Raw genomic sequence first — 18,833 nt, forward strand, 5'->3', positions numbered from 1 at the left:
GAAAATATGACGAACGAAATGATCGTTAATGTAATTACCTTTGAAAAGAGAGGGATTGTGGATGCAAAAGTTGCTTATCGAGGGTGGACACTTATTAAATGGAAAAGTGAGAATAAGTGGTGCGAAAAATAGTGCGGTTGCTTTATTGCCAGCTTCCATTTTAGCCGACTCCAAAGTTATTATTGAAGGGTTACCTGATATCTCGGATGTGGATACTTTAAGTCATTTATTAGAAGAAATCGGCGGGACAGTAGAAAAGCGTGGACAAACACTACATATCGATCCGGAGCATATGACAGCAATGCCATTACCGAACGGACGTGTAAAGAAATTGCGGGCTTCTTATTATTTTATGGGAGCAATGCTTGGTCGATTTAAAGAAGCTGTTATCGGATTGCCTGGCGGATGTTATTTAGGTCCACGTCCCATTGACCAGCATATCAAGGGATTTGAAGCACTTGGTGCAAAGGTTACAAATGAACAAGGTGCGATCTATTTACGTGCAGATGAATTAAAAGGTGCCCGTATTTACTTAGACGTTGTCAGTGTTGGTGCAACTATTAATATTATGCTGGCAGCCGTTAAAGCCAAAGGAAAGACAATTATCGAGAATGCTGCGAGAGAGCCGGAAATTATTGATGTGGCAACATTACTTACAAGTATGGGTGCCAAGATCAAAGGCGCAGGTACTGACGTGATCCGGATTGAGGGCGTCCAGGAACTTACGGGATGTATGCATACAATTATTCCTGACAGAATTGAGGCAGGAACCTACACGATTATGGCAGCAGCTCAAGGGGAAAAAGTTCTCATTGATAATGTTATACCACAGCACTTAGAGCCACTGTTGGCAAAGTTAAGGGAGATGGGTGTGCAAATCGAAGAAGGGGAAGAACAATTACTTGTTCATCGAGGCGGTCCATTGAAAAGTGTTGATATTAAGACACTTGTTCACCCCGGATTTCCGACAGATCTGCAGCAGCCGTTTACCTCCCTGTTAACCAAAGCGGAAGGTACCAGTGTTGTCACAGATACAATCTATCAAGCGCGTTTTAAACATATCGATGAATTAAGAAGAATGAATGGTCAAATTAAAGTCGAAGGCGGATCTGCCATTGTAACAGGTCCTGTCCAATTAGAAGGGGCAAAAGTAAAAGCAAGTGATTTAAGAGCAGGTGCGGCTCTAATTGTTGCAGGGTTGATGGCAAAAGGAATTACGGAAATAACAGGGTTAGAACATATTGATCGCGGCTACTCACAAATAACTGAGAAATTATCCTGCCTTGGTGCGAATATTTGGCGTGAAGATATGTCAGAGTCAGAAATGAAACAAGTGCAAAATATGTGATGGTAAATCACCTTCATTTTCGCTATGAGGGTGATTTTTTTCGGGAAAAGGGATAGGGCATAAACCAGCATTTTTTTCGTGTGTGTGATTCCAATGTAGCACAGCCTCCTATTCTCCTAAGGTTAGAGAAAAATGGTCTGTTTCAAGTAGTTTTTTTTCACCAGGAAGATGGGTGAATGAATTTTTTAAGATATTTGTTGAATATCTAACCCGAACCATGTAGTATATAATAAGGATATATATCCACATAAAATGATTCATCGCTTTCCTTACATGAAGGTGAATATTAGCTTCCATCTCATACTCTTCTTGAGATTAATCCAATAATCTCGGTACTCCTTTTTTGAGTTTCCAAGCATTGTTAGACCAATAAAGAAAGTAGAATGAAAATAAATGATATACCAGGTTCCTTATTATATGGGTATAATCAATGATTTATCCAGTTTTTATCATTTAGGTAAAAGTTGAGGATGGAACCGTTTTATAGATAAATTTAAATAAATATAGGTGTGGTGATTTTGTGAGTGAAGTAACGATATCGGAATTAGAACAGATGACATTAAAAGACCTTTATGCGAAAGCAAGGGAATTTAAAGTGTCTTATTATGCAAAATTAACAAAAAAAGAATTAATTTTCGCCATTTTAAAAGCACAAGCAGAGAAAAGCGGCTATCTATTTATGGATGGTATTTTAGAAATTATCCCGACAGAAGGATTTGGTTTCTTACGTCCAATAAACTATTCACCTAGTGCGGAAGATATTTATATTTCTGCCTCTCAGATTCGCCGTTTTGATTTACGTAATGGGGACAAGGTATCTGGGAAAGTTCGCCCACCAAAAGAAAATGAGCGTTATTATGGATTGCTGCATGTGGATGCAGTAAACGGTGAAGATCCGGAAGCGGCCAAGGAACGAGTGCATTTCCCTGCATTAACGCCATTATATCCTGATCGTCTAATGAATTTAGAAACAGAAACGAAGCAAATTTCAACAAGAATTATGGACTTGCTGACACCGGTAGGTTACGGTCAACGTGGATTGATTGTTGCCCCGCCAAAAGCAGGGAAGACGATGCTGATAAAGCAAATTGCAAACAGTATTGCTGCAAATCATCCAAACACGAAATTAATTATTTTATTAGTTGATGAAAGACCTGAGGAAGTAACAGATATTGAACGATCTGTAGCAGAAAATGTTGATGTAGTAAGTTCGACATTTGATGAAGTTCCTGAAAATCATATTAAAGTGGCAGAATTGGTACTGGAAAGAGCAATGCGCCTTGTGGAGCACAAGAAGGATGTTGTCGTATTAATGGATAGCATTACAAGACTTGCCCGTGCCTATAACCTAGTCATCCCGCCAAGTGGCCGTACACTGTCAGGTGGTATTGACCCGGCAGCATTCCACCGCCCGAAACGTTTCTTTGGTGCAGCACGTAATATTGAAGATGGCGGAAGTTTTACCATTTTAGCTACAGCCTTAGTCGAAACAGGCTCACGTATGGATGATGTCATTTATGAAGAGTTTAAAGGGACAGGGAATATGGAATTACATCTTGATCGTAATTTAGCCCAACGCCGTATATTCCCTGCCATTGATATTCTGCGTTCAAGTACGAGAAAAGAAGAACTGTTATTATCCAAACCGCATCTGGATAAAATGTGGGCAATTCGTAAAAGTATGCAAGACTCCCCAGATTTCTTAGAACGCTTCTTACGTAAGCTTCGTTCAACGAAAAACAACGAAGAATTTCTTGGAGTGCTGGAAAGTGAGATGAAACGAAAAGGAACTGCGAAGAAATAAGTATATTCTGTAATTATAAATATATTTAATTACCTCTTGCATTCCATTGGCTAGATTGATATAATTCATCTGTATGAAAAAATGCGTTTATCGCATTAATTAAACTCTGTTTCTTAAGGATTCAGGGCAAAAGGAGTGGACAGACATGAAACAAGGCATTCATCCGGAATACCATAAAGTTGTATTTCTTGATACAAGCTCTGACTACAAATTTCTAGGCGGATCTACAAAAACATCTGACGAAACAATTGAGTGGGAAGATGGTAATTCTTACCCATTAATCCGTGTAGAGATCAGCTCAGCTTCACACCCGTTCTATACTGGTAAGCAAAAAGCTGATAAAGTCGGTGGACGTGTGGATCGTTTCAAGAAAAAATACAACCTTGGCTAAGGTATATTTTTCTAGAACAAACACTAACGGGATACAATATCCGATCAAAACAGGCAAATCCTATGAGATTTGCCTGTTTTTTAATGGGAAAGAGTTAAAACACCTACAGAGCATAAAACTTTACCAAGCCTGTATGTATAAAACTTTCTTTTCTAGTAAGGATAAAAGTAACTTTGGACTGTAATTTTTCATTCATACCCTTTATAATGTAAAAATGTGTGTGGAATGGAGAGAGGGGAAAGGAAAAATTGGCACAATTGTATTTTAAGTATGGTGCAATGAATAGTGGGAAATCAATTGAAATATTAAAGGTAGCGCACAACTATGAGGAGCAGAACAAACCTGTTTTGATTTTTACGTCAGGAATGGATGACCGTGATGAGATCGGCTATGTGTCCAGTCGTATTGGACTCCGTCAAAAGGCACTGCCAATCTTTGAAGAAACCAACCTGTTTGAGGTTGTTCAAAATAGTAAACAGAAGCCGTATTGTGTCCTTGTAGATGAAGCACAGTTTTTATACAAACATCATGTGCTCGAATTAACAAAGATTGTGGATGAATTAGACATTCCTGTAATGGGATTTGGTCTAAAGAATGATTTTCGAAATGAATTATTTGAAGGAAGTAAGTACTTCCTGCTTTATGCAGATAAGATTGAGGAAATGAAAACAATATGCTGGTTTTGTGAGAAAAAAGCTATGATGAATTTACGTGTAAATGAAGAAGGTAAGCCTGTATATACTGGAGAACAAATTCATATCGGCGGCAATGATACCTATTATCCAGTATGTCGGAAATGTCACGCAAATCCACCACTATAACTTCTGGATTTACATAAAAAAAGCCCTGGTAATTACCAAGGCTTTTTTGAATATATAAAAATTGATAAATTATTTTACCAGCTTGCTTTTTTTAATCCAGGAATTTGCCCTTTATATGCAAATTCGCGAAGACAGATTCGACATAATTGGAATTTTTTTATAACACTATGTGGTCTGCCGCACTGTTTACAACGAGTGTATTCACGAACTTGAAATTTTTGAGGCTTTTGATGTTTAATAACTAAAGCTTTCCTTGCCATGCGACAACCTCCTTATAATAAATTGTTGGATGAGTATTATAACATAGTTTCACGAAAAATCTAGCATAATTTTATAAAAAGAGGGAATGTAAATAATGGAATTCAATTTATCATTATTCAATGGTGGGTTGTAGAATAAAACATCGAAAAGGGAGAGATTCTATGGTACAAAATCAGTTGAAACAAAATAGCCAGAATCTAACAAAAGCAGGGAAGACTTCTACAACAGAACTAGAGAATACAAAAACGAATAGGAAGAGAAATATCAAGTTGAAGGAAATCAAAGATCAAGTGATTGTCATCACTGGTGCATCGAGCGGGATAGGATTAGTTACGGCAAGAAAGGCTGCAGCGCAAGGAGCTAAACTGGTTCTGGCAGCAAGAAATGGGGAAGCATTGCAACAACTGGTGGAAGAATTACGAGAAGAAGGACATTCCGCTATCTATGTTAAGGCAGATGTAGGGAAGGAAGAAGATGTAAAAAATCTAGCAGAAGCAGCAAAAAGTGAGTATGGTAGATTTGATACATGGGTAAACAATGCGGGTGTATCGATCTATGGACATGCAATGGATGTTAGTACAGAAGATATGCAGCGTATGTTTGAAACAAACTTTTGGGGGGTTGTATATGGATCGAAAGCTGCCGTAGAACATTTTAAAGAAAGAGGAGTCCCTGGTGCCTTGATTAATGTGGGAAGTCTCTTTGGCGGCCGAGGAACCGTTCTTCAATCTACCTATTCAGCTTCCAAATTTGCGGTACATGGATGGACAGATAATTTAAGGATGGAACTTGAGAAAGAGAATGCGCCTGTATCTGTTACATTAATTCATCCCGGCAGAATAGATACACCATATAATGAACATGCCAGAAGCTATTTAGATAAACAGCCGACACACAAAGGGATGATCTATCCACCAGATGCTGTGGCAGAATCCATCCTGTATGCTGCAGCAAATCCGAAAAGAGATATGTATATCGGGTCACAGGCTAAATTGTTCGAACTTGTTGGTGCACTGTTCCCTAGATTTACGGATAAACTGGCAGAATGGTATCTATACCCTACACAGCATGACAATAGACCATCTAATTCTACGGAAGAGAGTTCCCTGTATCACAAAGGGTATGGTCTGCATGAAAGAGGAACAAATCATGGATGGATGCGTTCTAACAGTATGTATGTGAAAGCAAGTAAACGTCCTATGCTCACACTAGCGCTTGTAGGCGGGGCAGCATTAGCTTGTTCATCAATGAAGAAGAAGAAAATAAATCGTTAGAGATAAACCTGACAGGGAAATACTGTCATGATAAAAGACCGAACAATTCGATTATTTACTAATCATTCGAATTCGTTCGGTCTTTCTGATGTACATTATAAAGCAGTGTAAATGCCAAGATGTAAGGAAAAGAAGAGTTGGAGGCATTTAGGAGTGATGTAAATGCCAAAAAGCCAATGAAAAGAAGTTCCGTAGGCATTGAAACGCATTCTGAATGCCAAGAAGCCAATGAAAAGAAACTCCGTAGGCATTGAAAGGCATTCTGAATGCCAAGAAGCCAATGAAAAGAAACTCCGTAGGCATTGAAAGGCATTCTGAATGCCAAGAAGCCAATGAAAAGAAACTCCGTAGGCATTGAAACGCATTCTAAATGCCAAGAAGCCAATGAAAAGAAACTCCGTAGGCATTGAAACGCATTCTGAATGCCAAGAAGCCAATGAAAAGAAATTCCGTAGGCATTGAAACGCATTCTGAATGCCAAAAAGCCAATGAAAAGAAGTTCCGTAGGCATTGAAACGCATTCTGAATGCCAAAAAGCCAATGAAAAGAAGTTCCGTAGGCATTGAAAGGCATTCTGAATGCCAAGAAGCCAATGAAAAGAAACTTCGTAGGCATTAAAGAGCATTCTAAATGCCAAAAAGCCAATGAAAAGAAACCCTGGAGGCAATTAGATTATCATATAAAATGATCAGCCATGGATTAGAGAACTTTTACATAAATGAAAGAGTTCTTTGACGCGATTCCCTTTCCTATAATATAATGTACTTACTGTCTGAAGATGAGAAAGAGGTGGAGAACGTGTTAGATCGATTAGAATCGTTAGAAGCGCGTTATGATAAGTTAAATGAACTATTGAGTGATCCGGAAGTAATAAATGATTCCAAGAAGTTACGTGAATATTCCAAAGAACAATCCGATTTGCAAGATGTGATCACTGCATATCGTGAATATAAAGATATTACCGCACAATTAGATGATGCCAAAGCTATGCTGGAAGATGATCTGGATGAGGAAATGCGTGAAATGGCCAAAATGGAAATCACCGAACTTTCGGAACAAAAAGAAGAACTGGAAGCTAAATTAAAAGTATTATTATTACCAAAAGATCCGAATGATGACAAAAACGTTATTATGGAAGTTCGCGGTGCAGCAGGCGGTGACGAAGCAGCACTATTTGCTGGAGACCTTTTCCGTATGTATTCCCGTTTTGCAGAATCTGAAGGCTGGAAGATCGATGTCATGGATTCAAGCACAACAGGTGTTGGCGGGTATAAAGAGATCGTATTTATGATTAGTGGAAATGGTGCCTATTCCAAGCTCAAATTCGAAAATGGCGCCCACCGTGTACAGCGTGTTCCGGAAACGGAATCAGGCGGCCGTATCCATACATCAACAGCAACAGTTGTTGTTATGCCGGAAGCGGAAGAAGTGGAAGTAGACATTCATGAAAAAGATATCCGTGTCGATACATTTGCATCAAGCGGACCAGGTGGACAAAGTGTTAATACAACAATGTCTGCAGTACGTTTAACACACATGCCTACAGGAATTGTTGTATCGATCCAGGACGAAAAATCACAAATTAAGAACAAAGAAAAAGCAATGAAAGTACTTCGTGCCAGAATTTATGATAAGTTCCAACAGGAAGCACAAGCGGAATATGACCAGACAAGGAAATCAGCAGTAGGTACAGGAGACCGTTCTGAACGTATCCGCACATACAATTTCCCGCAAAACCGTGTCACAGATCACCGCATCGGACTGACAATCCAGAAGCTTGACCAGATCCTTGAAGGAAAGCTCTCAGAAGTGATTGATGCACTGATTATTGAAGAACAAGCACACAAAATGGAACAAATCGGGGAATAATATGACAGCACCGACTATTTACGAAGCTCTGAAATGGGCTTCTTCTTTTTTAGAAAACGCATCCCGTGAGCCCAAAGTTGCAGAGATCCTGATAATAAAGGAGTTAAACCTGACAAAGGCTCAACTAATCAGCAGCTTACGCGATAAGATGACGTCAGAAACGTTCAGCTCCTATAAGGCAAAAATCGAACAACATGCACTGACTGGAATCCCTGTTCAGCATTTAACCGGTGAAGAAATTTTCTTCGGCCGAACATTTAAAGTTAATTCCAATGTGCTTATCCCAAGACCTGAAACAGAGGAATTAGTTGACCATGTGATCAAAGCGGTTGAGAGTAAGGAGATAAAAAATCTTACCTGTGCCGATGTGGGAACAGGCAGTGGAATTATTGCGATTACATTAGCTTTAGAGTTAGGGAATCGTGTGGATAAGCTGTATGCAACAGACATTTCCGATTTGGCCTTAAACATAGCGAAAGAAAATGCGGGCAGCTTACATGCCTCCATCGAATTTTTTCAAGGTGATTTCTTAACACCATTGATTGATCATGGCATAAAATTAGATGTCCTTGTATCTAATCCACCATATATTGACCGCAAAGAGATCGAACAGATGGATGATACGGTAAAAAACTTCGATCCAGAGTTAGCGCTCTTTGCAGAAAACAATGGATTATTGGCATACGACACTGTAGTGAAACAAGCGAAATATGTTTTGAAAGATAAAGCAATGGTGGCATTTGAAATTGGTTACCAACAAGGCGAGTCTGTATCAGCACTTATCCACAATACTTTTCCAAATAGTAATGTTCAAGTGTTAAAAGACATTAATGGCAAGGATCGTGTGGTACTCGCAGAAGTAGAAAACAAAAAATAATTGATTAATTGTTTAAAAGTTTTCGTAGTTGTCCACACTGTGACTAAGAAAGATTAAGTTACAGGGGGAAATGATGATGCGAAAACTTTTTTTATTGGCTGTCCTAATTTTTTTAATAATAGGTTTTTTTCCACAAAAAATATCCAGTTCGGAATCGATGAACACCTCTATGCAGGTTATACCGGATGATGCGATCCGCCTTCGTATTCTTGCAAACAGTGATCAGGAACAAGATCAAGCATTAAAACATATGGTGCGGGATGCGATCAATGAAGAGGTAACAAAATGGGTGGAACAGATGGATGATATCGAGGAAGCCCGTTCGTTGATTGCTTCGCGAATCACCGACATTGAGGCCATTGTGGATAACGTGTTAGTGAGTCAGGATGCGAAACAGTCCTATACAGTGGAATACAGTAAAAATGTAACATTCCCAACGAAATTATATGGAGATTATTTATATCCGGAAGGGGAATATGAAGCGATTTTGGTAACACTAGGGGAAGGGGAAGGTTCTAATTGGTGGTGTGTTGTCTTCCCTCCATTGTGTTTTCTGGATTTTTCCTTTGGGACAACAGTAGAAGCAGCAGAAGAAGAGGCGGAAGAAAAAGAAATGGGACCGGAAGAGGAAGAAGAAGTAAAATATACATTTTTCTTTTTGGAATGGTTTCGGTCATTAGCATAAATCTATCCTTTGTTTCATAGAATATAGTATATATATTTTAATAGAGGTGATAGATTTTGAATTTACAAGCAACTAATTCGCTATCAGACAAAGCTTTTACTGACTTCTTCGGTTCGGAAACTGCATTAATTAACGAAACAGAAATGAAGCAATATGGGTATTTCCTCTATGATAAACAAGAAGTAATTGCTTTCTTTGCCCTCTTTCCTGTTGATAAGGTCAGTTACTGGTTAAGAGCATTCGTTATTAAGCAAGGTGCACCAATTACATTACCAATGATGATTATCCAATCAGCGGAACAGCTGACAACAAACTATGGTGCAAATCAATTATTTATTCACAGTAAATCAGATGCTGTCAATGATTTACTAAGTCAATTAGGTTATCAACAAGCAAAACATGGACCGAGCAATATTTTAGAAGGAACCTGGTGGATAAACAACACATTAATTGTGGATAAATGCAGCACTTATTAACAAGATATTAAGTGGATGTGAATAAAAAATAAAAAACTGTGGATAAGATCGAAGATATCCACAGTTTTTTATTTTAATAAATTTGCACGGGGAGGGAAAAGGCATTTAGAGGGTTTTCAATGCCAAAACACGAAAAAGACATTGAAAATGAAGAAAATCCCTCATTTGCTACGAAGAGTAATAACTCTGCCCACATCCATCGATCTTTCATAGAAACTTGCACATTCACAGAAATCCATCCATAATAAGCACTAGAACATATTAAAATCGAGGGATAGAAATGGAAACAAAAAGATACAGTTCGGATCAACAAGCATTACAGGAAGCGGCTGAACAAGTTAAACGAGGAGAGCTAATCGCCTTTCCAACAGAAACGGTTTATGGACTTGGTGCTGATGCAACCAATGAAGAAGCAGTACAGAAAATATACCAAGCAAAAGGAAGGCCTTCTGACAATCCGCTGATCGTCCATGTGGCAGATAAAAGCCAAATCAAAGAGTTAGTTACAGAAATCCCGCCGCTTGCAGAAAAAATGATCGACAACTTTATGCCAGGGCCTTTTACGATTATTCTGAAAAGCAATGGAAAGATTGCACCAACAGTGACAGCAGGTTTGGAGACTATCGCGATAAGGATCCCGAACCATCCGATTGGACGTGCTTTTGTTCAAGAGACAGGACTTCCGATCGCTGCACCTAGTGCCAATATTTCCGGGAAGCCAAGTCCGACGAAAGCTAACCATGTTGCGGAAGATCTGACAGGTAGAATAGCTGGAATTATTGATGGTGGAGCAACAGGGGTTGGTTTGGAATCAACTGTTGTTGACGGCACGGGGAAGACTCCTGTGATATTAAGACCTGGCGGTGTGACAGCAGAAGAAATTGAAGCAATAACTGGGATTGTAGAAAAACCAGTCAAGCAGGAAACGGATAAACCGAAAGCGCCTGGAATGAAATATAATCATTACGAACCGGAAGCACCAATGTATTTAATTAATGGGGATCCTCTGTTTTTTCAACAGCAAATAAATCATTTCACAAATGAAGGAAAAAAAGTTGCGGTGATTGCAAGTGATGAATTAGCAAGCTGTATTGAAACAAACAACCTGTACCGATGTGGATCAAGGGACGACTTAAACGAAATTGCAGGTAATTTATATGAAGCTTTACGATTTTTCAAAAAAGCAGATGTGGATATTATATTAGCAGAAACCTTTCCTGACAGAGGCATTGGCCAAGCAATTATGAACCGATTAACGAAGGCAGCTACAGATCAAATCAGCGATAAATAGTTACACATATCCCCCTTGCGGAATGCATATGCATAGAAAGAAGATGCATGTCCAGCGAAGGGGGCTATTTAATTGTGGCAATGTTACCGTTAGGAGATTTATTCTCCATTGTAATTATGGCGTTTGCATTAGGAATGGATGCCTTTTCAGTAGGGTTAGGAATTGGAATGCAAGCAATCCGGTTAAAAAGGATTTTTATTATCGGGCTTACAGTAGGAGTTTTTCATATCCTTATGCCCTTTATTGGATTAATTCTCGGTACATACATTTCGAATAAAATTGAAGGGATTGCCATATTAGGTGCAGGACTGCTATTATGCGCGATTGGCATTCAGATGATTTTAAACACTATTCTGAACAAAGAAAATCAATTATTAGCACCAGTGGGTTTCGGACTGTTTGTCTTTGCATTTACTGTTAGTCTTGACAGTTTTTCTGTAGGGCTTTCCTTAGGATTATCAGGGTTAGCTACAGTCCTTGCCATTAGTTTGTTTGGCATATTCAGCGCTGTTTTAACTTGGACAGCCTTACTGATTGGCAGGAAAACACACCATTTACTTGGAACATACAGTGAAATACTGGGTGGCTGTATCCTGTTCGGATTTGGCTTGAATATTCTATTCTGATCGATATATGATATGCTTAAATGAGAATATATGATGGAGGCATGACGAATCGATGAGAATTTTATTTATTTGTACAGGAAATACATGCAGAAGCCCAATGGCTGAAGCGATGTTAAAACATAAGACAAACCATGAGGTGAAATCAGCTGGGATCATGGCGGCAGATGGATTCCCGGCATCTGAAGCAACAATGGAAGTATTGCGGGACAAGGGTATATCCCTTAATCATCAGTCAAAACAGGTGAACCATGAGTTGATGGAGTGGGCTGATTTAATTTTAACAATGACTGCTGGACACAGAGACAGTCTGAAACATATGTTTCCAGAACGTGGTGAGCGTATTTTTACATTAAAAGAGTTTACGAACCCTGCATTTGAGTCAATATGGCAACAATTGAAACAAGCATATGCCAAATTGGAAGAAGTAAAATTGGGTGCCGATACGGAGGAACGGCTATTCATTATGGATAAAATCGAACAATTAGAAGAAAAAATTAGTGATACCGATATTTCAGATCCATTTGGGTCAAACGTCTCTATTTACCAAAAAACATGTGACGAATTAGAAAAACACCTTGATATATTAGTCGAAAAGTTGGAGAATATAGATAGTTAATTTGTCATATTCGGGAGGCGTGAAGATGGGGAAACAGAGCAAAGGAGTAAGTCTGCGATTAAAGTTAGTCATTTTTACAACCATTCTAGCAATCGTTACATACACCACAAGTGCGGTATTTATTTACTTTTTGCAATCAATCATTACACCGGTCATTCCAATATCAGAAGTATGGTACGTGTTAGCTGTATTGCTTCTGGGAATATTCTGGTCAGGTGTACTAGCCTTTGTCGCGGCAGGGTTTATTACAAAACCATTAGTTAAGCTGAAAGATATTGCGAAAAAAGTGGCAGAAGGTGACCTGAATCAGGATTTCGAACCGCCAAGAACAACGAATGACGAAATAGGTGCATTGACGATCTCCTTTCAATTAATGGTTGATCATCTAAAAAAGGTTCTGACAGATATCGGGAAACATGCATCAGAGACGACGGAATCTGTCCATAAAATGAAAGAAGCAGCCTCGCGTTCGAAACAGCAGGCAGAAGCATTGGAAGATACTATCGGACAAATTTCCCAAGGTGCGGAAGAAACATCTGAAGCAATTCAGCAAACCGCAGAGTCTGTTGATAACTCCACACGCCTTGCATCAAAGGTAGATGAAAAAGCGGATGAGTCACAAGCGAAATCCAATGAGATGGTGAAGCAGCTATCAGAATCGAACCAAATAATCAATGGACTTGTCCAAGGAATTCTCCATATTGCAGAAAATCAGGAAAATGCATTAGATGACGTAAATCGCCTTTCCCAAAAGGCAAAAGAGGTCGAGAATGTTATTTCACTGGTTGGAGATATTAGTGAACAAACGAATTTATTAGCACTAAATGCATCCATTGAGGCCTCAAGGGCAGGTGAAGAAGGAAAAGGTTTTGCGGTTGTTGCGGAAGAAGTGCGAAAATTGGCGGATCAAAGCTCACAAGCGGTACAAAGTATTTCAGATTTAATCAAAGGCATGCAAAAAGATGTCGAACATGTCGTAGGAAATATTCAGGAACAAGTGGACCAGACACGTAATGAAATGACAAAAGGCCAGGAAACAACAGAAGTGTTGGAAAACATGTCCGGTTCCATTCATAGTGTGGCAGATGCTATTAAGGAAATCTCCAGTTTAGTTGATAATCAGTTAAGAGAAATAGAATCAGCTCAGGCTAAATCCCAGAATGTTGCGGCAATTGCAGAAGAAACATCGGCAAGTACTGAAGAGATCCAGGCAACAATGGAAGAGCAAGCAGACTTTGCTGAAAATTTAGAAAATTTGGCAATCGGGCTCGAAAAACAAGCACAAAACTTGAAAATTCAAATGGAGCAATTTAAGCTAGGCTAAACGATACTTTTTTCGAAAAAAGGAGATAATACAATGAAAGTGATTCTAGCATCAGACCATGGTGGCATTAATTTATCAAAAGAAATTGCTTCATTATTAGAAGAATTAAACATTGAGTTTGAAGATATCGGTTGTAATTGTACAGACTCTGTAGATTATCCGGACTATGGAATTCCTGCAGCGGAACGTGTGGCAAATGGTGAATTTGATCGCGGTATTCTAATTTGCGGGACAGGTATCGGAATGTCGATTGCTGCTAACAAAGTGAAAGGGGTTCGTGCCGCATTAGTACATGATGTGTTTAGTGCAAAAGCGACTCGCGAGCACAATGATTCCAATATGCTTGCAATGGGTGAGCGAGTAATCGGACCGGGGCTTGCAAGAGAGATTGTGCAAACATGGTTAGGAACAGAATTCCAAGGCGGCCGCCACGCAAATCGTATCGGTAAACTAGCAGACTATGAAAGCAAATAAGCAGCTGGAGAGAGGAAGTTGATCGATGCAATTAGAAAAATGGGCAGAAGACTTAAAGCAGATTGTTGATGAGTGGTTAACGCTTGATCTCCTTTCAGAAGGTGACCTGTTTGTAATTGGTTGTTCGACAAGTGAAGTTGCGGGTGAGCACATCGGTACAGCTGGCAGTGAAGAGATTGCTGAAATGATTTTCAAGCAACTCCGGCGGTTACAGGAGAAAACAGGTGTTGCACTAGCATTTCAGTGCTGCGAGCATTTAAACAGAGCCATTGTTTTAGAAAAACAGGTAATGCGAGAACATAGGCTTGACCAAGTCACTGTTGTACCTGTACGAAAAGCTGGTGGCTCAATGGCTGCATATGCCTATAAGCATTTGAGTGAACCTGTTGTTGTGGAAGCAATCGAGGCAGATGCAGGTATGGACATTGGGGAGACAATGATCGGTATGCATTTGAAACAAGTGGCTATCCCTCTCCGGTTAAAGCAGCGTTATGTTGGTCATGCCAGAGTGAATAATGCAAAAACAAGGCCTAAATTGATTGGTGGACCAAGAGCTAGTTACTGTTAATAGTAATGGAAATATGCACCTTTTTATGCTAATTACGAATGAAGGTGCATATTTTTTGTTTTTTATTCGTAAAAAAGTCTAGAATTTTTCTGGGGATCATGTTATTTTAGTATTACATTATGGAAATAACGAATATTAAAGAGGAAAGCAATACACCAAAATGGTTTAGGGGGAAGCAAATAATGAAACACTTGAAAAACTTTGATCCGGAACTTTTTCAATCGATGGAAGATGAAAGAAAACGCCAAAATGATAAAATCGAATTGATCGCATCTGAAAACTTCGTATCGGAAGCGGTAATGGAAGCACAAGGTTCTGTTTTAACAAACAAATATGCAGAAGGTTACCCGGGACGTCGTTATTATGGTGGCTGTGAGCATGTGGATGTAGCAGAAGATTTAGCTCGTAATCGTGCGAAAGAATTGTTCGGTGCTGAGTATGTGAATGTTCAGCCACACTCGGGCGCTCAAGCTAATATGGCAGTATACTTTACTGTTTTGGAACCTGGTGATACGGTACTTGGTATGAACCTAAGCCATGGTGGGCACTTGACACACGGCAGCCCTGTTAACTTTAGCGGAAAGCTGTTCAATTTTGTTGACTATGGTGTCAATGAAGAAACAGAACAAATCGATTATGATGTTGTTTTGGAAAAAGCGAAAGAAGTAAAACCGAAATTGATCGTGGCTGGTGCCAGTGCATACCCTCGCCAAATTGATTTCGCAAAATTCCGTGAAATCGCTGATGAAGTTGGCGCATATTTAATGGTGGATATGGCGCATATTGCTGGTCTTGTTGCAACAGGTTTACATCCAGATCCAGTACCACATGCCCATTTTGTTACAACAACAACACATAAGACATTGCGCGGACCTCGTGGTGGTATGATTTTATGTAAAGAAGAGTTCGGTAAACAAATTGACAAAACAGTATTCCCTGGAATGCAAGGTGGCCCGTTAATGCACGTTATTGCAGCAAAAGCTGTTGCTCTTAAAGAAGCATTACAACCATCTTTCAAAGAATACGGTCAAAATATTATTAAAAATGCAAAACGTTTTGGTGAAGTTCTTCAATCAGAAGGTATCCGTATCGTATCTGGCGGAACGGAAAATCACTTATTACTTCTTGATGTCCGCGGATTGAACTTAACAGGTAAAGATGCAGAAGCGGCATTAGATGAAGTAGGCATCACAACAAACAAAAACACTATCCCATTCGATCCGGAAAGCCCATTTGTAACAAGTGGTGTGCGTGTCGGTACAGCAGCAGTTACTTCACGTGGATTCGGTGAGGAAGAAATGGAAGAAGTAGCGAAAATCATTGCATTTACATTGAAAAACCATGAAGATGAAGCAGCGCTAGAAGGAGCACGCGGGCGTGTTGCAGCATTAACAGCGAAATTCCCTTTGTATCAAAGATAAACAGGTGATCCTCTTGCTTTTGGCAAGAGGATTTTTTCTATTGACCGGAAGATAGAGTGTGGAATAAAATGGATGCAGAAAGGGTGTGATAGATTGATTAGTAAAGCAAGACAGAAATCCGATGAATACCTGATGTTCGAATCATTGCATGTTCGAAATGGACTTTCTGAGAAGGACAAGCAGTATTTCAGTGGCCTAAAAAAAGGCTATGAGGGAGAACTTTTATTTGATTCATGGATGGAGGAAGTGACCGCTGATTGCCTTGTCATCAATGACTTGTTGCTGAAACAAAGAAATAATATTTTTCAAATTGATTCCCTTATGCTTCTTGCAGAAAAAATATTTCTGTTTGAAGTGAAAAATTTTGAAGGCGATCATTATTATGATGCTGGTAAACTCTATTTAAAATCAAAAGAAGAAAGAAACAACCCCATGCTCCAACTCGAAAAAAATGAATCATTGCTGCGCCAATTGCTGCATTCTTGGAGTTACAAACTGCCAATCTTCGCCTATGTTGTTTTTGTTAACCCCGCTTTTACCCTGTATCAGGCACCCCTTGACAAACCCATTATTTACCCCACACAGATAACCGGATATCTTAAGCAATTTAACCAGTTGACATCGCCAATTACGACTAATGAAAATCGTCTTGCAACTCTTCTAACATCAGCCCATATCGAAAAGTCGCCATATTCTCAACTACCGGATTTTGGTTTTAATCAATTGAAGAAAGGAATGTATTGTGCCGATTGTCACTCATTTGCGCTTGACCTTAGTAAATACAAATGCCTATGCCGGAAATGCGGAAAGTCTGAATCAATCCAGACTTCCATTATGCGGAGCGTGAGGGAATTCCAATTGCTATTCCCAAATGAAAAAATAACAACGAATAAAATTCATGAATGGTGTGGTGTTCCTATCGATAAACGGAGAATTTACCGAGTCTTAGACACAAACTTAATAAAAAAACCTCATGGGAATTTGACTTATTATGAGTAACCTAATCAGGATATACTCATAGATGCAGGCATTCAGCCATGCTTTCACTAACATGGCTTGGAGGGAAACAGAATCTCGAGGCATTCAGCCATGCTTTCACCGCCATGGCTGGGAAGAAAGCGGAATCTCGAGACATTCAGCCATGCTTTCAGTGCCATGGCTTGGAGGGAAACAGAATCTCCAGGCATTCAGCCATGCATTCAATGCCATGGCTGGGAGGAAGGCAGAATCTCGAGGCATTCAGCCAAGCTTTCACTACCATGGCTGGGAGGGAACCAGAAGCTCAAAGTATTCAGCCAAGCTTTCACCGCCATGGCTGGGAAGAAAGCAGAAGCTCGAGGCATTCAGTCAAGCTTTCAGTGCCATGGCTGGGAGGAAAGCAGAATCTCGAGGCATTCAGCCAAGCTTTCACTACCATGGCTGGGAGGGAACCAGAAGCTCAAAGTATTCAGCCAAGCTTTCACCGCCATGGCTGGGAAGAAAGCAGAAGCTCGAGGCATTCAGCCAAGCTTTCACTAACATGGCTAGGAGGAAAGCAGAAGCTCAAGGTATTCAGCCATGCTTTCAATGCCGTGGCTTGGAGGAAAGCAGAATCTCGAGGCATTCAGCCATGCTTTCACCGCCATGGCTGGGAAGAAGGCAGAAGCTCGAGGCATTCAGCCAAGCTTTCACTAACATGGCTAGGAGGAAAGCAGAAGCTCAAGGCATTCAGCCAAGCTTTCACCGCCATGGCTGGGAAGAAAGCAGAATCTCGAGGCATTCAGCCAAGCTTTCACTAACATGGCTGGGAGGAAAGCAGAATCTCGAGGCATTCAGCCATGCTTTCACTACCATGGCTGGGAGGGAAACAGAATCTCGAGGCATTCAGTCCCCCCGCCCTCTCCCATGCCATACCACTCATCCAATTAAAGCTCCCAAGTTTAAAATAGCTCTATTGAATGAAAAAATTTGGTTAAACTCAACAAAAATCAATTCTTACTTGAAACCATCTCTTTTTTTCAGTACAATTTTAAGGATGAACACTTACAGCAACAGCATAACCAAAACAAAAAAAGGAGAGATCATTTGATGAGCAATGTATTCGTGCTAGATCATCCGCTTATTCAGCATAAGTTGACCTACATAAGAAATAAAAACACAGGAACGAAAGAATTCCGTGCATTAGTTGATGAAGTATCTGCTTTAATGGCATTTGAAATAACGAGAGATTTACCATTAGAAGAGACGACAATCGAAACACCTGTAATGGAAGCAAAGACGAAAGTGCTTAGCGGGAAAAAAATTGGGCTTGTTCCGATTTTAAGAGCGGGCCTTGGAATGGTTGACGGAATCCTTAGACTGATCCCAGCTGCAAAAGTTGGACATGTTGGGCTTTATAGAGACCCGGAAACATTGAAACCTGTCGAATATTATATTAAGCTGCCATCAGATATTGAAGAACGCGAACTTATCGTGATAGATCCAATGCTTGCAACAGGCGGTTCCGCAAACGATGCGATCCACTCCCTTAAAAAGCGTGGAGCAACGAACATCAAGTTAATGTGTTTAATCGCAGCGCCAGAAGGTGTGGAAGTGATTCAAAAAGAACATCCCGATGTTGATATTTACTTAGCAGCATTAGATGATAAATTGAATGAAAAAGGCTATATTATTCCAGGCTTGGGTGACGCTGGAGATCGCCTGTTTGGAACAAAATAAAATCTAAGGG

General features: G+C 39.8%; 20 protein-coding genes. 19 read left to right on the plus strand and 1 reads right to left on the minus strand.

Going from position 1 to position 18,833, the window contains the following annotated elements; all coding sequences use genetic code 11:
• Positions 1-61 precede the first annotated feature (61 nt).
• The 4 genes from ACFOY7_RS07130 to ACFOY7_RS07145 all read left to right on the plus strand — a co-directional run bounded on the left by ACFOY7_RS07130 (position 62) and on the right by ACFOY7_RS07145 (position 4,364).
• A complete protein-coding gene (locus ACFOY7_RS07130; RefSeq protein ID WP_390250823.1) occupies positions 62-1,348 on the plus strand; it encodes a UDP-N-acetylglucosamine 1-carboxyvinyltransferase in 1,287 nt (428 codons plus the stop codon).
• A 520-nt stretch (positions 1,349-1,868) separates the two neighbouring features.
• Positions 1,869-3,152, plus strand: a complete 1,284-nt coding sequence (rho, locus tag ACFOY7_RS07135; RefSeq protein WP_390250825.1) for a transcription termination factor Rho — start codon at positions 1,869-1,871, stop codon at positions 3,150-3,152.
• Positions 3,153-3,297: 145 nt separating this feature from the next.
• Entirely contained in the window at positions 3,298-3,543 is a 246-nt protein-coding gene (locus tag ACFOY7_RS07140; protein ID WP_390250827.1) for a type B 50S ribosomal protein L31, read from the plus strand.
• A gap of 248 nt (positions 3,544-3,791) precedes the next feature.
• Positions 3,792-4,364 carry a thymidine kinase gene (locus tag ACFOY7_RS07145; RefSeq protein WP_390250829.1) on the plus strand — a complete coding sequence of 191 codons (573 nt, stop codon included), beginning with the start codon at positions 3,792-3,794 and terminating at the stop codon, positions 4,362-4,364.
• Between the two features lie 74 nt (positions 4,365-4,438).
• Here ACFOY7_RS07145 and ACFOY7_RS07150 read toward each other — a convergent pair whose 3' ends face one another.
• Positions 4,439-4,624 carry a type Z 30S ribosomal protein S14 gene (locus tag ACFOY7_RS07150; RefSeq protein WP_390250831.1) on the minus strand — a complete coding sequence of 62 codons (186 nt, stop codon included), beginning with the start codon at positions 4,622-4,624 and terminating at the stop codon, positions 4,439-4,441.
• A gap of 162 nt (positions 4,625-4,786) precedes the next feature.
• Here ACFOY7_RS07150 and ACFOY7_RS07155 point away from each other — a divergent pair, with 162 nt between their 5' ends.
• The 15 genes from ACFOY7_RS07155 to upp all read left to right on the plus strand — a co-directional run bounded on the left by ACFOY7_RS07155 (position 4,787) and on the right by upp (position 18,823).
• Positions 4,787-5,899 (plus strand): SDR family oxidoreductase, encoded by a 1,113-nt coding sequence (locus tag ACFOY7_RS07155; protein ID WP_390250833.1) that lies wholly within the window; start codon positions 4,787-4,789, stop codon positions 5,897-5,899.
• A 798-nt stretch (positions 5,900-6,697) separates the two neighbouring features.
• Positions 6,698-7,768, plus strand: coding sequence for a peptide chain release factor 1 (gene prfA / locus ACFOY7_RS07160; RefSeq protein WP_390252057.1), 1,071 nt, complete (start codon positions 6,698-6,700; stop codon positions 7,766-7,768).
• A gap of 1 nt (position 7,769) precedes the next feature.
• On the plus strand, positions 7,770-8,645 hold the full coding sequence (gene prmC, locus ACFOY7_RS07165) for a peptide chain release factor N(5)-glutamine methyltransferase (protein ID WP_390250835.1): 876 nt from the start codon (positions 7,770-7,772) through the stop codon (positions 8,643-8,645).
• A gap of 76 nt (positions 8,646-8,721) precedes the next feature.
• Positions 8,722-9,330 (plus strand): stage II sporulation protein R, encoded by a 609-nt coding sequence (gene spoIIR / locus ACFOY7_RS07170; protein WP_390250837.1) that lies wholly within the window; start codon positions 8,722-8,724, stop codon positions 9,328-9,330.
• Between the two features lie 56 nt (positions 9,331-9,386).
• Positions 9,387-9,806: a hypothetical protein gene (locus ACFOY7_RS07175; RefSeq protein WP_390250839.1), complete on the plus strand. Its 420-nt coding sequence runs from the start codon at positions 9,387-9,389 to the stop codon at positions 9,804-9,806.
• Between the two features lie 280 nt (positions 9,807-10,086).
• A complete protein-coding gene (locus tag ACFOY7_RS07180) occupies positions 10,087-11,097 on the plus strand; it encodes an L-threonylcarbamoyladenylate synthase (RefSeq protein WP_390250841.1) in 1,011 nt (336 codons plus the stop codon).
• Positions 11,098-11,177: 80 nt separating this feature from the next.
• Complete coding sequence (locus ACFOY7_RS07185; RefSeq protein WP_390252058.1) at positions 11,178-11,723, plus strand: manganese efflux pump MntP; 546 nt, start codon at positions 11,178-11,180, stop codon at positions 11,721-11,723.
• 52 nt (positions 11,724-11,775) lie between these two features.
• On the plus strand, positions 11,776-12,339 hold the full coding sequence (locus tag ACFOY7_RS07190; RefSeq protein WP_390250843.1) for a low molecular weight protein arginine phosphatase: 564 nt from the start codon (positions 11,776-11,778) through the stop codon (positions 12,337-12,339).
• Between the two features lie 25 nt (positions 12,340-12,364).
• Complete coding sequence (locus tag ACFOY7_RS07195) at positions 12,365-13,663, plus strand: methyl-accepting chemotaxis protein (RefSeq protein ID WP_390250845.1); 1,299 nt, start codon at positions 12,365-12,367, stop codon at positions 13,661-13,663.
• A 33-nt stretch (positions 13,664-13,696) separates the two neighbouring features.
• A complete protein-coding gene (rpiB, locus tag ACFOY7_RS07200; protein ID WP_390250847.1) occupies positions 13,697-14,137 on the plus strand; it encodes a ribose 5-phosphate isomerase B in 441 nt (146 codons plus the stop codon).
• Positions 14,138-14,162: 25 nt separating this feature from the next.
• The gene (locus ACFOY7_RS07205) at positions 14,163-14,705 is read left to right on the plus strand and encodes a TIGR01440 family protein (RefSeq protein ID WP_390250849.1); all 543 of its coding nucleotides are present in this window, start codon (positions 14,163-14,165) and stop codon (positions 14,703-14,705) included.
• A 182-nt stretch (positions 14,706-14,887) separates the two neighbouring features.
• Entirely contained in the window at positions 14,888-16,126 is a 1,239-nt protein-coding gene (gene glyA, locus ACFOY7_RS07210) for a serine hydroxymethyltransferase (protein ID WP_390250851.1), read from the plus strand.
• Positions 16,127-16,219: 93 nt separating this feature from the next.
• Positions 16,220-17,125, plus strand: a complete 906-nt coding sequence (locus ACFOY7_RS07215) for a nuclease-related domain-containing protein (RefSeq protein ID WP_390250853.1) — start codon at positions 16,220-16,222, stop codon at positions 17,123-17,125.
• 52 nt (positions 17,126-17,177) lie between these two features.
• The gene (locus tag ACFOY7_RS07220) at positions 17,178-18,194 is read left to right on the plus strand and encodes a hypothetical protein (RefSeq protein ID WP_390250854.1); all 1,017 of its coding nucleotides are present in this window, start codon (positions 17,178-17,180) and stop codon (positions 18,192-18,194) included.
• Positions 18,194-18,823 (plus strand): uracil phosphoribosyltransferase, encoded by a 630-nt coding sequence (gene upp / locus ACFOY7_RS07225; protein ID WP_390250856.1) that lies wholly within the window; start codon positions 18,194-18,196, stop codon positions 18,821-18,823. Before ACFOY7_RS07220 ends, upp begins: the two co-directional genes overlap by 1 nt.
• Positions 18,824-18,833 lie beyond the last annotated feature (10 nt).

Origin of the sequence: Gracilibacillus xinjiangensis, from assembly GCF_042651765.1 — a bacterium.
In the GTDB taxonomy this organism is placed as follows: domain Bacteria; phylum Bacillota; class Bacilli; order Bacillales; family Amphibacillaceae; genus Gracilibacillus; species Gracilibacillus xinjiangensis.

Bases quoted from the DNA above. Each gene is read 5' to 3' on its own strand.
- ACFOY7_RS07155 (WP_390250833.1), top strand. From the start codon at position 4,787: ATGGTACAAAATCAGTTGAAACAAAATAGCCAGAATCTAACAAAAGCA.
- ACFOY7_RS07180 (WP_390250841.1), top strand. From the start codon at position 10,087: ATGGAAACAAAAAGATACAGTTCGGATCAACAAGCATTACAGGAAGCG.
- ACFOY7_RS07185 (WP_390252058.1), top strand. From the start codon at position 11,178: ATGTTACCGTTAGGAGATTTATTCTCCATTGTAATTATGGCGTTTGCA.
- rpiB (WP_390250847.1), top strand. From the start codon at position 13,697: ATGAAAGTGATTCTAGCATCAGACCATGGTGGCATTAATTTATCAAAA.
- prmC (WP_390250835.1), top strand. From the start codon at position 7,770: ATGACAGCACCGACTATTTACGAAGCTCTGAAATGGGCTTCTTCTTTT.
- ACFOY7_RS07150 (WP_390250831.1), bottom strand. From the start codon at position 4,624: ATGGCAAGGAAAGCTTTAGTTATTAAACATCAAAAGCCTCAAAAATTT.
- upp (WP_390250856.1), top strand. From the start codon at position 18,194: ATGAGCAATGTATTCGTGCTAGATCATCCGCTTATTCAGCATAAGTTG.
- ACFOY7_RS07140 (WP_390250827.1), top strand. From the start codon at position 3,298: ATGAAACAAGGCATTCATCCGGAATACCATAAAGTTGTATTTCTTGAT.
- glyA (WP_390250851.1), top strand. From the start codon at position 14,888: ATGAAACACTTGAAAAACTTTGATCCGGAACTTTTTCAATCGATGGAA.
- ACFOY7_RS07195 (WP_390250845.1), top strand. From the start codon at position 12,365: ATGGGGAAACAGAGCAAAGGAGTAAGTCTGCGATTAAAGTTAGTCATT.
- ACFOY7_RS07220 (WP_390250854.1), top strand. From the start codon at position 17,178: ATGGCTTGGAGGGAAACAGAATCTCGAGGCATTCAGCCATGCTTTCAC.
- spoIIR (WP_390250837.1), top strand. From the start codon at position 8,722: ATGCGAAAACTTTTTTTATTGGCTGTCCTAATTTTTTTAATAATAGGT.
- ACFOY7_RS07130 (WP_390250823.1), top strand. From the start codon at position 62: ATGCAAAAGTTGCTTATCGAGGGTGGACACTTATTAAATGGAAAAGTG.
- ACFOY7_RS07190 (WP_390250843.1), top strand. From the start codon at position 11,776: ATGAGAATTTTATTTATTTGTACAGGAAATACATGCAGAAGCCCAATG.
- ACFOY7_RS07205 (WP_390250849.1), top strand. From the start codon at position 14,163: ATGCAATTAGAAAAATGGGCAGAAGACTTAAAGCAGATTGTTGATGAG.